The organism is Streptomyces sp. NPDC055025, from assembly GCF_053608565.1.
This window is the reverse complement of the sequence record NZ_JBSGVS010000024.1, coordinates 24,261-37,509: the sequence shown is the minus strand read 5'-3', so window position 1 is coordinate 37,509 and position 13,249 is coordinate 24,261. Positions and strand designations below refer to the sequence as shown.

13 protein-coding genes are annotated in these 13,249 nt (G+C 71.6%); 2 read left to right on the top strand and 11 right to left on the bottom strand.

The genetic code is table 11. The features are described 5' to 3' along the window. Positions 1-95 precede the first annotated feature (95 nt). A complete protein-coding gene (locus ACWGDX_RS16820) occupies positions 96-1,013 on the top strand; it encodes a CAP domain-containing protein (protein WP_453626247.1) in 918 nt (305 codons plus the stop codon). 28 nt (positions 1,014-1,041) lie between these two features. On the opposite strand, the gene mutM is transcribed toward ACWGDX_RS16820, so the two are convergent. The 9 genes from mutM to ACWGDX_RS16775 all read right to left on the bottom strand — a co-directional run bounded on the left by mutM (position 1,042) and on the right by ACWGDX_RS16775 (position 10,661). Further along, positions 1,042-1,902: a bifunctional DNA-formamidopyrimidine glycosylase/DNA-(apurinic or apyrimidinic site) lyase gene (gene mutM / locus ACWGDX_RS16815; protein ID WP_453626245.1), complete on the bottom strand. Its 861-nt coding sequence runs from the start codon at positions 1,900-1,902 to the stop codon at positions 1,042-1,044. 121 nt (positions 1,903-2,023) lie between these two features. Beyond that, positions 2,024-3,025 (bottom strand): ribonuclease III, encoded by a 1,002-nt coding sequence (gene rnc / locus ACWGDX_RS16810; RefSeq protein WP_453626243.1) that lies wholly within the window; start codon positions 3,023-3,025, stop codon positions 2,024-2,026. Between the two features lie 19 nt (positions 3,026-3,044). Further along, complete coding sequence (gene rpmF / locus ACWGDX_RS16805; RefSeq protein WP_030753522.1) at positions 3,045-3,218, bottom strand: 50S ribosomal protein L32; 174 nt, start codon at positions 3,216-3,218, stop codon at positions 3,045-3,047. Between the two features lie 2 nt (positions 3,219-3,220). Then, entirely contained in the window at positions 3,221-3,919 is a 699-nt protein-coding gene (locus ACWGDX_RS16800; protein WP_453626339.1) for a YceD family protein, read from the bottom strand. Between the two features lie 123 nt (positions 3,920-4,042). Continuing rightward, complete coding sequence (locus ACWGDX_RS16795) at positions 4,043-5,191, bottom strand: ATP synthase F0 subunit B (RefSeq protein ID WP_453626241.1); 1,149 nt, start codon at positions 5,189-5,191, stop codon at positions 4,043-4,045. A 98-nt stretch (positions 5,192-5,289) separates the two neighbouring features. Next, the gene (gene coaD / locus ACWGDX_RS16790; protein ID WP_453626337.1) at positions 5,290-5,769 is read right to left on the bottom strand and encodes a pantetheine-phosphate adenylyltransferase; all 480 of its coding nucleotides are present in this window, start codon (positions 5,767-5,769) and stop codon (positions 5,290-5,292) included. Between the two features lie 26 nt (positions 5,770-5,795). Next, on the bottom strand, positions 5,796-6,380 hold the full coding sequence (rsmD, locus tag ACWGDX_RS16785; RefSeq protein ID WP_453626239.1) for a 16S rRNA (guanine(966)-N(2))-methyltransferase RsmD: 585 nt from the start codon (positions 6,378-6,380) through the stop codon (positions 5,796-5,798). 270 nt (positions 6,381-6,650) lie between these two features. Continuing rightward, positions 6,651-8,873: an ATP-dependent DNA helicase RecG gene (gene recG, locus ACWGDX_RS16780; protein ID WP_453626237.1), complete on the bottom strand. Its 2,223-nt coding sequence runs from the start codon at positions 8,871-8,873 to the stop codon at positions 6,651-6,653. 72 nt (positions 8,874-8,945) lie between these two features. Next, a complete protein-coding gene (locus tag ACWGDX_RS16775; RefSeq protein ID WP_453626235.1) occupies positions 8,946-10,661 on the bottom strand; it encodes a DAK2 domain-containing protein in 1,716 nt (571 codons plus the stop codon). A gap of 276 nt (positions 10,662-10,937) precedes the next feature. On the opposite strand from ACWGDX_RS16775, the gene rpmB reads away from it, so the two are divergent. Beyond that, entirely contained in the window at positions 10,938-11,123 is a 186-nt protein-coding gene (gene rpmB, locus ACWGDX_RS16770; RefSeq protein WP_003957616.1) for a 50S ribosomal protein L28, read from the top strand. Between the two features lie 114 nt (positions 11,124-11,237). Here rpmB and thiD read toward each other — a convergent pair whose 3' ends face one another. Beyond that, entirely contained in the window at positions 11,238-12,107 is an 870-nt protein-coding gene (gene thiD / locus ACWGDX_RS16765; protein WP_453626233.1) for a bifunctional hydroxymethylpyrimidine kinase/phosphomethylpyrimidine kinase, read from the bottom strand. A 44-nt stretch (positions 12,108-12,151) separates the two neighbouring features. Beyond that, positions 12,152-13,123: a thiamine-phosphate kinase gene (locus ACWGDX_RS16760; protein WP_363081634.1), complete on the bottom strand. Its 972-nt coding sequence runs from the start codon at positions 13,121-13,123 to the stop codon at positions 12,152-12,154. Positions 13,124-13,249: the final 126 nt, after the last annotated feature.

Sequence of the window (13,249 nt, the reverse complement as noted above, 5' to 3'; positions counted from 1 at the left end):
GGCCCCACACGCCATGCCGTACAGTCCCGTCGCAATGAGCCTCACTCGAACGGGTGAGACACGTTGCCGTCGAGAAGCATGAGGAAGGCAAGCAGATGGGACGCCATCGACGCGCCGCCGCACCCGCAGCAGCGGGCGGGCCCGCCGCCGAGGAGTACGACGGTACGGCGGCCCGGCACCGGGGCGCTCCGCGCAGGAAGGGACGGGTCGTCGCTCCCCTCCGTACGGGCCTGCTGGGCGCCTCCGCGGCGATGGCCGTGGGCGCGGTCGCCGTGGCCTCGGGTCTGCTGCCCGGCGGCGGCGAGTACACCGTGGGCGGCGGCACCCCCGACGGACAGATACGCACCGAGGGCGCCCCGGAGCTGGAGGAGCAGGGCGGCTCGTCCGCCGAGCCGACCCGCGAGACCCCGGCGTCCCCGGCCGCGTCCGCCGGACAGCCGCGGTCCGCCTCGCAGAAGGCTTCTCCCACCGGCGCCGCGAAGCCGTCCGGGATTCCCTCGCAGCGGACCAAGGCCGCCGTACCGGCCCCGCCGAAGCCCAGGGCGGAGCCCGAGAAACAGAGCGCGTCCCCGTTCGTCAGCCGGACCCCGGCCCCCGAGCAGACCGCGACCCGTGCCGTCGAGACGCCCGCGGCGACGGGCGCCACGGCGGCTGCCGTGCTCAGCCTGGTCAACGAGGAGCGCGCGAAGGCGGGATGCGCTCCGGTGCGGGCCGATGCCGCTCTGGGCGCCCTGGCCCAGGATTTCAGCGAGGACATGGCGGCGCGCGATTTCTTCGACCACACCGACCCCGACGGCAGGACTCCCTGGGACCGCGCGGAAGCGGCGGGCGTGCAGGGTCTCGGCGGCGAGAACATAGCCCGCGGGCAGGCCACCGCCCAGGCGGTGATGGACTCCTGGATGAACAGCGAGGGCCATCGCGCGAACATACTGAACTGCGACTACACCCGGCTCGGCGTCGGTGTCCACACCGGCTCCGGCGGTCCTTGGTGGACGCAGGACTTCGGCTTCTGAGGAAGCCACCGGCCCCGTCCCGGGAGCGTTACGAGGCGCCGCGCGGCGGTCGCTGGCAGCGCGGACAGAAGTAGCTGGAACGGTTCATCCACGGCCGGCGGCGGATCGGGGTCCCGCAGCGCCCGCACGGCTCGGCCTCACGTCCGTACGCGTCCAGCGAGCGGTCGAAGTAGCCCGATTCGCCGTTCACATTGACGTACAGACTGTCGAAGCTGGTGCCGCCGACCGCGAGCGCCGCGTTCATCACGTCCCGTACATGACCGAGCAGCTCGGCGGAGCGCGGCCGGGTGAGAGTCGCGGTGGGCCGTTCGTAGTGGACCTTGGCACGCCAGAGCGCCTCGTCGGCGTAGATGTTGCCGACCCCGCTGATCAGTGACTGGTCGAGCAGGGCGCGCTTGACCGTGGTACGGCGCAGCCTCAGCGCGGTGTGGAAGTCGCCGTCGACGAAGGCGGGGTCGAGCGGGTCCCTGGCGATGTGCGAGATGACGTCCGGCAGTCCGTCGGGGGTGGTCTCGTGGAGGGAGAGACCGCCGAAGGTCCGCTGGTCGACGAAGCGCAGCTCCGTGCCGAGCGTGTCGGCGAAGCGGACACGGATCCGCAGATGCTTCTCGTCGGGCGCGTCCTCGGGCCGGACGAGCAGCTGGCCGCTCATCCCGAGATGGCCGAGGACCGCGGTGTCCGTCGCGTCGAGCGGCAGCCACAGATACTTGCCACGACGGCGGGCCGTACCGATGGTGTGTCCCTTGAGACGGGCCGCGAAGTCCTCGGCGCCGGCGAGATGCCGCCGTACCGCGCGCTGGTGCAGCACCTCGGTCCCGGCGACCGTCCTGCCGCTCACCCAGCGTTCGAGTCCACGCCGGACGACCTCGACCTCGGGAAGCTCGGGCACGGGACTCCTCCACGGAAAACGGACGGACAGACGGACAGACGAGCGGACAAACGGCGGAACGGTGTACGCCCCTCACACCGACTGCGGCGGGAGGGGCGTACCGGAAGGGGAGTGCGGACGGTCAGGCGCCGGCCGGTTCGCCGGGTGGCCGCTCCTCCGGTGCCGGGGCGGCCGGCGAGGACGGTGGCGAGGCAGAGGGGCTGTCGGTGGCCCCTTCACCATCGGCCGCACCGTCGACGCCGGGTTCCGCCCCGGCCGCGGTCTCGCTGTCGGCCTGAGCCCGGACCTGGGCCACGGCTTCCGCGCCGGCTTCGGCCACGGCTTCCGCGCCAGCTTCGGCGTCGGCTTCGTCCGGAGCGCCGACGGCTGTACGCTCCGCCGTCACCCGTTCCTCCGCCGCGGCCTTGATGGCCCGCCACGCGGACTCCGCCGCCTGCTGCTCCGCCTCCTTCTTGCTGCGGCCGGTGCCGGTGCCGTACGAGACACCACCGACGCGGGCGGCAGCAGTGAAGGTCTTCTCGTGATCGGGACCCGTTTCCGTGACGAGATACTCGGGAACCCCGAGACTCTCCGCCGCGGTCAGCTCCTGGAGACTGGTCTTCCAGTCCAGGCCGGCCCCGAGGTTGGAGGACTTCTCGATCAGCGGGTCGAAGAGCCGGTGCACCAGCTCCGACGCCACGCCGAGGCCCTGGTCGAGATAGACCGCGCCGATCACCGCTTCAAGGGTGTCGGCGAGGATGGACGCCTTGTCCCGGCCACCCGTGCCCTCTTCACCCCGGCCGAGCCGGATGAAGGAGCCGAGTTCGAGGCCACGGCCCACTTCCGCCAGTGCGCGCGAGTTGACCACCGCGGCCCGCAATTTGGCCAGTTGGCCTTCGGGCAGATCGGGGTGGGTGCGGTACAGCGTGTCCGTGACCACCAGACCGAGCACCGAATCCCCGAGGAATTCGAGCCGCTCGTTGGTGGGCAGACCGCCGTTCTCGTACGCGTACGAACGATGGGTCAGCGCACGCACCAGAAGGGCGGTCTCGAGCTGATACCCGAGCCGCCCTTCCAGAAGCGTGTGGGACGAGGCCGAACTGCCATTGTCTGGTTGCTTCTTGTCAGGGGACAGTTCAGACATCGAGCCTCTCACCAGCCGCTCAGACCTCGAGGACCTGGCGCTTGTTATAGGTGCCGCAGCTCGGGCACGCGATGTGCTGGAGCTTCGGCTCCTGGCAGCGCTCGCACGCAACCAGGGTGGGGACCGCAGCCTTCCACTGCGACCGGCGGTGGCGCGTGTTGCTGCGCGACATCTTCCGCTTCGGAACAGCCACGGCTACTTCTCCTGCTTCTCGTCGACGCCCGCATCGGCGCCGCCCATGTTGTCCTTCTCGCCGTCCTTGACGGTCTCGGCGAGTCCCTGCAGTGCCGCCCAACGGATGTCGACGGCGTCATGGTGGTGGTCCGGGTCCCCGTCCAGTCTGATCCCGCATTCGGCACACAGACCGGCACAGTTCTCCCGGCACACCGGCTGCATCGGAAGTGCGAGCACCACCGCGTCACGCAGCACGGGTTCGAGGTCGAAGAGTCCGTCCTCGATGTAGAGCCTGTCCTCGGCGTCCTCGGCGTCGTCGTCCGGCTCCGCGTGGAAGCGGCCCCGGTCATCGGCGTCGTGGTACGAGAACAGCTCCTGGAAGTCCGCCGTCACCTCTTGGCGCAGCGGCTCCAGACACCTTACGCACTCCCCCTCGGCCACGGCACGGGAGGTGCCCGTGACGAGCACCCCTTCCATGACCGATTCGAGGCGGAGGTCCAGCTCCACCGGAGCGCCCTCGGGCGCTCCGATCACTCCCCCGATACCGAGGTCCTTGGGAGCGGGCACCGAGCGGGTCAGCCTCTGGAGCGCACCAGGGCGCCGCCCCAGCTCGTGCGTGTCGAACACGAGGGGGTTGCGGTGGTCGAGACGCGCGTTCAGGGCTTTTCCCGCTTTCGGATCGTGTGGGGGCCGCCACCGTCGCGCGAGCGAAGCGGGCAGCCGGGACCGCGGACATACACGCGGCCGAAGAGCCAGGGTACTGGACCGGCCGCGTCAGACCCAATCCGGTACGTCCCGGGCCGTACGGCGCGGTCCGCCGGGGGTCCGGGGCCGGTCCCGGGGTCAGCGTCCCTGTTCGTAGCGGCGCAGCTGATCCATGTCGATCATGCTGGTGTCGAAGAGGCTGGTCTCGTCCAGCGCGCTCTGCTGCTCGGGGGCCGCGGGCAGTGCGGGCAGCGCCGGAAGCTGGGCCTGGGGCGCGGGCGGCTGCTGCCAGACGTAGTTCGGGTCGTATCCCTGCTGCTGCCCCTGGCCGTAGTCCTGCTGCTGGTACGCGTACGGGTCCTGCTGATAGGCGTACGCGTCCTGCTGCTGGTAGCCGCCGTAGGCGCCGTCGGTGGCGTACGCCGGGTCCTGGTAGCCGGTGGCGGCGTACGGGTCGGCGGGCTGGGCGTAGGCGGGTTCGGGAAGGGCAACGGGTACGGGATCGGCGTACGGCCGCTGGGCCGGTACGGGCGGCTCCACGGGGGCCCGTGGTGTCTCCGCGAGGTCCGCCAGATAGTCCGCGTCGCTGCTGCGCCCCTGCGGTCCCGCCGCGTCCTGGGCCGCCATGTGCGCCCCGAGATCGTCCGAGGCGATACGGCCGTGGAGCTTCTGCCGGCCGCGTCCGACGGCTTCGAGGGTCTTGGACAGTACGGCTTCGAAGGCGCCGAGCTTGGCGTCCACATAGTCGTCGGCACGCCTGATCAGGGTGTCGGGATCGGCGCTGTACTCGGGGGCGTCGTCGGTGTCGTCGCCCTCACCGGCGCCGTACCCGTCGGCGCCGGGTCCGCGGCCGAGCAGCTTCTCCCTGCCGCGGTCGACGGAGCCGATGGTCTTGGTGAGGACGACCTCGAAGTTGGCGAGCTTGGAGTCGACGTAGTCGTCCGCCTCGGCGCGGATCTCCTCGGCCTCCCTGCGGGCCTCGTCGAGGATACGGGCGGCCTCGTCCTGGGACTGGCGGGCGACCGCGGTGTCGGAGATCAGCGTGGTGCGCTGGGCATGGGCCGTCGCGATGATGCGCTCGGCCTCCTGGCGGGCCTGCTCGGCGAGCTGTTCATGGCCGCCGAGCATTTCCTGGGCCTGTGCCAGCGAGCCGGGAAGCGCGTCCCGTACCTCTTCGAGCATCGCGAGCAGCTCGGCGCGGTTCACCACGCAGGAAGCCGACATGGGCATGGAGCGGGCACTGCCCACCGTGTCGACGATCTCGTCGAGCTTCTTCTGCACGTCCACCGGTGCTCGCCACTCTCTCAGACTGGTTGGAAGACGGACGCAACGACTGTAAGGCCACCGCGAGCCGGTCCGACACCGGATGACGGGCAGCCGGTACGTCAGCTCTCGCCGAGGCGTTCCATCAGGGCCGTGTGGACAGCGGGAGGCAGCAGGTGGGAGACGTCTCCGCCCCAGGTCGCGACCTCTTTGACCAGGGAGGACGAGAGAAAGCTGTAGGTGGGGTTGGTGGGGACGAACAGGGTCTCGACACCCGAGAGGCCGTTGTTCATCTGGGCCATCTGCAACTCGTAGTCGAAGTCGCTCACGGCTCGCAGGCCCTTCACGATGGCGGGGATGTCGCGCTGCTTGCAGAAGTCGACGAGCAGACCGTGGAAGGACTCGACCTCGACATTGCCGAACTCGGCGGTTACCTCACGGATCAGCTCGATCCGCTCCTCGATGGCGAACAGTCCTTTTTTGGACTGATTGATCATTACCGCGACATGTACGACGTCGTACAGTTTGGAAGCTCGGGCGATGATGTCGAGATGTCCATTGGTGATGGGGTCGAAGGACCCCGGACAGACGGCGCGGCGCAACTGAACTCCCTCGCTCTCCGGTCCGGTCATGGTGTGTCTTCGCACGTAGAGGCGGCGCGACCGTACCAAAGCGTTCCCTCGCCGTAGCGACGGGACCGCAGTGGCGCGAAACCCTCCGGCCAGCCGAACTCCCCACCCCGAGTGCTGCGTTCCACGGTGGCGACGGCATCGCCGCTGAGCCAGCCATTGGCCCGGAGTGTGAGCAGAATCTCCCGAAGATCGCCATCCGTGACGGCGTAGGGCGGATCGAGGAACACCAGGTCGTACGGCGTGTCGGGGGCCGGTCCCCGCACGATCTGCTCGGCCTTGCCCAGCCGGACCTCCGCGCCGGGCAGACCGAGCGCCGCCACATTCTCGCGGACGGTACGGACGGCGCGGCTGTCGGCCTCGACCAGCAGGGCGTGCGCGGCGCCGCGCGAGAGCGCCTCCAGGCCGACGGCGCCGGAGCCGGCGTACAGATCGGCGATCCGGATGCCGTCGACGGTGCCGAGGAGCGACTGCCAGCTGGAGAAGAGGCCTTCACGCGCACGGTCGGAGGTGGGGCGGGTGCCGTGGCCGGGCGGGACGGCGAGGCGGCGTCCGCCGGCGGCACCGGCGATCACGCGGGTCATGGGTGTCGGGTCCTCGGGTCGTGGGCGGGCGGTTCCGGGGCGGCACGGAGGTGCGGGGGTACGGAGGTCCTCGGGGCCGGGGTGGTGCGCAGGGGGCGGCTCTGCCCCCACGATATGGCGTACGCCCCGGACGGGCCCGGCCGGTGCCCCCGGCCCGTCCGCCCCGGACGGCTCCGGCCGACGGCCGTCCCGGCGCTCGCCGGCCCGTCGTCGGCCCTCGCCGTCACTCGTCGGTCCTCGTCGGTCCTCGTCGGTCCCCGTCAGCTCTCGTCAGCCCTTGTCGAGGTACTGCTCGCGTTCGGTGTCCAGCAGCGCGTCCAGCGCCGTACGCAGCTCGGGCGAGCCCACCAGCTCCGGGTCCCGGGCGACCACCGCGACGGCCTCCTCGCGCGCCGCCACGATGACCTCCTCGTCCTCGATGACCGCGAGCATCCGCAGCGAGGAGCGCGCCCCGGACTGGGCCTGGCCGAGGACATCGCCCTCACGGCGCTGTTCGAGGTCGATACGGGACAGCTCGAAGCCGTCGAGGGTGGCGGCGACCGCGCCGAGCCTGGCCCTGGCGGGGCTCGCCTCCGGCATGTCGGTCACCAGTAGACAGAGACCGGGCGCCGAGCCGCGGCCGACCCGCCCGCGGAGCTGATGGAGCTGGGAGACACCGAACCGGTCCGCGTCCATGATCACCATCGCGGTGGCATTGGGCACGTTCACCCCGACCTCGATGACCGTGGTCGCGACCAGCACATCCACCTCGCCCGCGGTGAAGCGGCGCATCACGGCGTCCTTGTCGTCCGGCTGCATCCGCCCGTGCAGGACCTCGATACGCAGCCCGGCCAGCGGCCCCCGGGTGAGCTGCTCGGCGACCTCGACCACGGCCAGCGGCGGGCGCTTCTCCGCGTCGTCGGCGTCCTTCCCCGGAGCGGACTTCTGCTTGCCCTTCCCGGCATCGTCGTCGTCATCGCCGATCCGCGGACAGACGACATACGCCTGATGGCCCTTGCCGACCTCCTCGCGCACCCGCTCCCAGGCGCGGGCGAGGAAATGCGGCTTGTCCTGGGCGGGTACGACATGGCTGGCGATCGGCGAGCGCCCGGCCGGGAGCTGGTCCAGGACGGAGGTCTCCAGATCGCCGAAGACGGTCATCGCGACCGTGCGGGGAATGGGCGTGGCGGTCATGACCAGCAGATGCGGCGGCTGCTTGCCCTTGGAGCGGAGCGCGTCGCGCTGCTCCACCCCGAAGCGGTGCTGCTCGTCCACGACGACCAGACCAAGATCGTGGAAGCGCACCTTGTCCTCGATCAGGGCATGCGTACCGATCACGATCCCGGCCTCGCCGGTGACCAGGTCGAGCAGCGCCTGACGGCGCGCGGCGGCGCCCATGGAGCCGGTGAGCAGCACGACCTTGGTGCCGTGCTCCGCGCCGCCCAGCATCCCGCCCTGGGCGAGCTCACCCATCATCTCGGTGACCGAGCGGTGGTGCTGCTGGGCGAGCACCTCGGTGGGCGCCAGCATGGCGGCCTGCCCGCCCGCGTCGACGACCGTGAGCATCGCCCGCAGCGCGACCAGTGTCTTGCCCGAGCCGACCTCTCCCTGGAGCAGCCGGTGCATGGGGTGTTCGGTGGCGAGATCCGCGAAGATCTCGGCGGTGACCTTCCGCTGGCCGTCGGTGAGGGTGAAGGGCAGCTTCGCGTCGAAGGCGTCGAGCACACCGTCCGCCACGGGCTTACGCGCCACGGCGGGCAGTTGCGCGTCGGCGTACCGCCGCCGGGCGAGGGCGACCTGGAGGACGAAGGCCTCGTCCCACTTCAGCCGCTGCCGGGCGTCCTCGATGTCCGCCTTGGTCTCGGGCCGGTGGACCTTGTACAGCGCCTCGGGCAGCGGGACGAAGCCGCGGCCCTCCCGCAGCGCGGGCGGCAGCGGATCGACGGCCTCCACGGCCCTCGGCAGCACCGCGTCGACCGCTTTGGTGATCTTCCAGGACTCCAGACCCTTGCAGGCCGGATAGATGGGGATCAGCTTGCCCGCGAACCCGTCCACGGCGCTCGCCGCGTCCTCCACGGACTCGCCGCCCTCCCTGCCCAGCGGCACATAGGTGGGGTGCGCGAGCTGGAGTTTGCGGTTGAAGACGGACACCTTGCCGGCGAACATCCCGCGGCTGCCCGGCGGCAGTTCCTTGTGCGGCTTGTGGATGCCCCTGCCGAAGAAGACCAGTTGGAGCCGGCCGCTGCCGTCGGTGAGGGTGATCTCCAGACGCTGGCCCTTGCCGTGGTTGAACGTCAGGATCCGGGAGTCGGCGACCTGGGCGACGACCGTGACGTCCTCGTCCAGCGGCAGATCGGCGAGCGTGGTGAGCTGCCCCCGCTCCTCGTACCGCCGGGGGTAGTGGTGCAGGAGATCACCGACCGTGTGCAGGTCGAGCTGTTCGGCCATCACCTTCGCGGTGGCGGGGCCGAGCGTCTTCTTGAGGGGTTCATCCAGCGCGGACACGCGATCCATTGCACACCAAACCACTGACACACGTCGCGCACCCCGGCGTTCGCGCAGGTCGTGGCCGTGCCGAGGGCGCGGCTACTCCACCCCCACCAGCAGCGGCGCGGACTGCCTGCCGCCCCGGTAGACCACCGTGTCGACGGCGAGGTGTCCCTCCCGTACGTATCTCTCCAGACGGTCGGCGAGGGTGCCGGGCACATCCTCGCCGAGCACCAGGGTCACCAGTTCGCCGCCGGCCGCCAGCATCCGGGAGAGCACCGCCTCGGCCGTCGCGGCGAGATCGGCGCCGATCACCGCCACATCCCCGTCGATCAGCCCGAGAACGTCGCCGGCCTGGCAGATCCCGGCCATGGTCCAGGACTGCCGCTCGGCGAAGGCCAGTTCGGCGTAGCGGGTGGCGCCGGCCGCCGTGGTCATCGCGACCACGTCCTCGTCGAAACGGCGGTCGGGCTGGTGGACGGCGAGCGCGGCGAGGCCCTGGACGGCGGCCCGGGTCGGGATGAGGGCGACCCGTACCCCTTCGGTACGCGCCTGTTCCGCGGCGGCGGCAGCGGTGTGGCGCAGCTCCGAGTCGTTCGGCAGCAGCACCACCTCACGGGCGTGCGCCCGCCGGATCGCCTCGACCAGCTCACCGCTGGCGGGCGGCTCCCCGGGGCGCGCGAGCACGGTCGTCGCGCCGGCCTCGGCGCACAGTCCCGCGAGCCCTTCGCCGGGCACCACCGCGACGACGGCCCGCTGGATCCGCTCGGGCCGCTCCTCGGCGGCGCCGAAGTGGCTGATACGGATCCGGTACGGACGTCCCGCCTCGACCCCGGCCTCGACGGCGGCGCCCGCGTCGTCGACATGTACGTGGACGTTCCACAGCCCGTCGCCCCCGACGACGACCAGGGAGTCTCCCAGCCGGTCGAGCCGCTTCCGCAGCCGGGCCACGGCGGTGTCGTCCGCCTCCAGCAGATAGATCACCTCGAAGGCGGGCCCGTCCTCGACGGCGCAGGACCCTGCCGAGGCGGCCGTGGCGGACGGTGCGTGCGCCGCTGGTGCCGCGTGCGCCGCGGGCTCTTCGTATCGGCGGGGGCGCACGGGGTAGGCGGCCGGGGCCTCACCCGTGAGGGACTGCGCGAGGGCGCCGAGGACCGCGAGCAGTCCGCGCCCGCCGGCGTCCACGACCCCCGCCCGGCCCAGTACGGCGAGCTGGCCCGGGGTCGCGTCGAGCGCGGCGCGCGCTCCGGCGTACGCGGCTCGTACGGTGGCCGCGCGGTCGTCGCCCGCGCCGTCGGACGCGGCTCGCTCCGCCGCGTCCGCCGCGGCGGACGCCACACTGAGGATGGTGCCCTCGACGGGGTGGGCGACGGCCTCCCTGGCCAGCGCGGCGGCCCGCCGCAGCGCCGGTGCGAGCCGGTCCCCGCCGCCGTCGCCGCCCTTCTCCCCGCCGCCCTTCCCGCCGTCACGCGTCCCGCCGCCGGGCGCCGGAGCGGCCAGTACCTCGGCCATCCCGCGCAGCAGCTGCGCCAGGATCGTGCCCGAGTTCCCCCGGGCGCCGAGCAGCGCGCCGTGCGCCATGGCCCGTACGGCGTCGGCCGGGCCGGGCTCGGACGTACCGGTCTCATGCGCGGCGAAGACCGCCTCGACCGCCTGCGCCGCGGACTCCACGGTCAGATAGAGATTGGTACCGGTGTCACCGTCCGCGACCGGATAGACATTGATCGCGTCGATCTCCTCACGCTCGCGGCCGAGGGCCTCCAGCGCCAGTGAGCACCAGTTCCGCACCTCTGCGGCGTCGAGGGTCTGCGGCACCTGATGCTCCTCCTTGAGCGGCCTGGAAGCGGGCTGCACGCAGGGTAGCCCGCGTGCCACGGGCGGGCGGCGCGGCAGCCGTGGGACGGCCGTGGGGCCGGGGCCGGGCGGAGGCCGGTCCCGCTCATGGTAGTTTCGTTGTACCGAGGCAGGCGTTGTATGCTGCTGCGGTTGCCCGATGAGAGTCGGGCCATTCCCCCGGCAACGCCACATCAGTCACTGATTCCGGCACGCCGGATATCTCTGTACGTGCATCTGAAGTCTTTGGAGTGACCCGTGGCTGCCAACTGCGACGTCTGCGGCAAGGGGCCGGGCTTCGGCAACAACATTTCGCACTCGCACCGCCGTACGTCCCGTCGCTGGAACCCGAACATCCAGCGCGTGCGTGCAGTGGTCGGTCGGACGCCGAAGCGGCTCAACGTCTGCACCTCGTGCATCAAGGCCGGCAAGGTCTCGCGCTGACGCCTGCGTCGTAGCGCAGCCCCTGCGGTTGCCTTGAAAGCCGGTCCACCTCGGTGGACCGGCTTTTGCCGTCCCTGCCGCCGCCCGTACCGGCGACATCCCGCACCGGCGGCATCACCCCCCGGTCGGTCCGGTCGGCCCCGTCGGCCTGGTCAGCGTCGGGCGGAAGCGCCAGGCGTGGTCCACCGGACCGATGCCCGCGCCCAGCGGGAAGCCGTGCCCGATCGCACCCGTCACATACTCCTTGGCCGCCACGACGGCCTCCACCACGCCCTGCCCGCCCGCGAGCCCCGCGGCGATCGCCGAAGCGAGGGTGCAGCCCGTCCCATGGGTATGCCGGTTGTCCTGGCGCGGTGCCCGCAGCCAGTGCTCCTCGCGGCCGTCGGTCAGCAGATCCACCGCGTCACCCGGCAGATGTCCGCCCTTGATCAGCGCCCAGCCGGGCCCGAACGCGAGAACGGCGTCGGCCGCGCGCCGCAGACCCGTCTCGTCCTCCACCCGTACGCCGGTGAGCTGGGCCACCTCGTCCAGATTGGGGGTGGCGACGGTCGCCACCGGCAGCAGCCGGTTCCGTACGCCGTCCAGCGCGGAGGCGGCCAGCAGCGGATCGCCGTGCTTGGAGACCCCGACCGGGTCGACCACCACGGGGGCGTCGGTGTCCGCGAGCAGCCCGGCGACGGCCTCGACCAGTCCGGCGGAGGAGAGCATGCCGGTCTTCACGGCCCGCACACCGATGTCGTCGACCACCGCGCGGTACTGGGCCCGTACCGCCTCGACGGGCAGTTCCCAGGCACCCCGCACACCGAGCGAGTTCTGCGCGGTGACGGCGGTGATCACACTCATACCGTGGACACCGAACGCCAGCATGGTCTTCAGATCCGCCTGGATACCGGCCCCGCCGCCGGAGTCGGATCCGGCGACGGTCAGCACTCGGGGAGGCACGGGCGCGGGCGGGGACACGGGCCGGGATTCGGATATCGCCATGACCCGAATCTACTGGTGGGACCCGGATCCGCCGCGGGGCGCCGCTACTGGTGATCCTCGATGTCGCCGAAGTGGTCCCAGCCGCCCTTGCTGGTCCAGGGCGCCCCGTCGACCGTCACCTGGGGAAGCGCCGAGAGACCGAGGACCTCGCCGATCACCTTCCAGCGGGCCGGCAGCTTCGTGTCGGGCGGGAAGGCGGCGACGATCGCGTGGTCCTCGCCCCCGGTCAGCACCCACTGGAGCGGATCGATCCCGACCGCCTGGCCGATGTCGTTCATCTGCGAGGGGATGTCGATCAGTCCGGAGCGCAGATCGATACGGACCTTGCTGGCGTCCGCGATATGCCCGAGGTCGGCGACGAGTCCGTCACTGACGTCGGTCATGGCGGTGGCGCCGAGCCCGGCCGCCGCGGGGCCCGCGTGATACGGCGGCTCCGGTCTGCGGTGTGCCTCGACAAAGGCGCGCGGTGAGCGGAAGCCCCGGGAGAGCACCGCGTGTCCGGCCGCCGACCAGCCCAACCAGCCGGTGTAGGCGACGACATCGCCGGGCCTGGCGCCGGATCTGGTCACGGGCTCGTGGTTGCGCAGATCACCGAGGGCGGTGATGGCGATGGTGATGGTGTCACCGCGTACGACATCGCCGCCGACCACGGCCGCGCCCGCGACCTGGCACTCGTCACGGATACCGTCCATCAGCTCGGTGGGCCAGGTGACCGGGAGTTCGGCCGGGACGACCAGACCGAGCAACAGCGCGGTGGGGACCGCGCCCATCGCGGCGATGTCGGCGAGGTTCTGCGCGGCGGCCTTACGGCCCACGTCGTACGCCGTCGACCAGTCACGGCGGAAGTGCCGCCCCTCCAGCAGCAGGTCCGTACTCGCCACCACTCTGCGGTCGGGCGCGGCCACGACCGCGGCGTCGTCGCCCGGCCCGAGCCGGACCGCCGGGGTGGTGGTGAGCCGGGACGTGAGCTCTCTGATGAGTCCGAACTCCCCCAACTCGCCCACGGTTCCCTTCACCGGGACTCCCCTCTCGTCGTCGGGCCGCGTCTGCGCTCGCGGTCCACTGCTGTCCTTGGCGTCATGAGATACGTCAACTTCTGTCTGCCGCGCGCCACCCCCCGCGCGCCGCCGGACGCCCAGGTC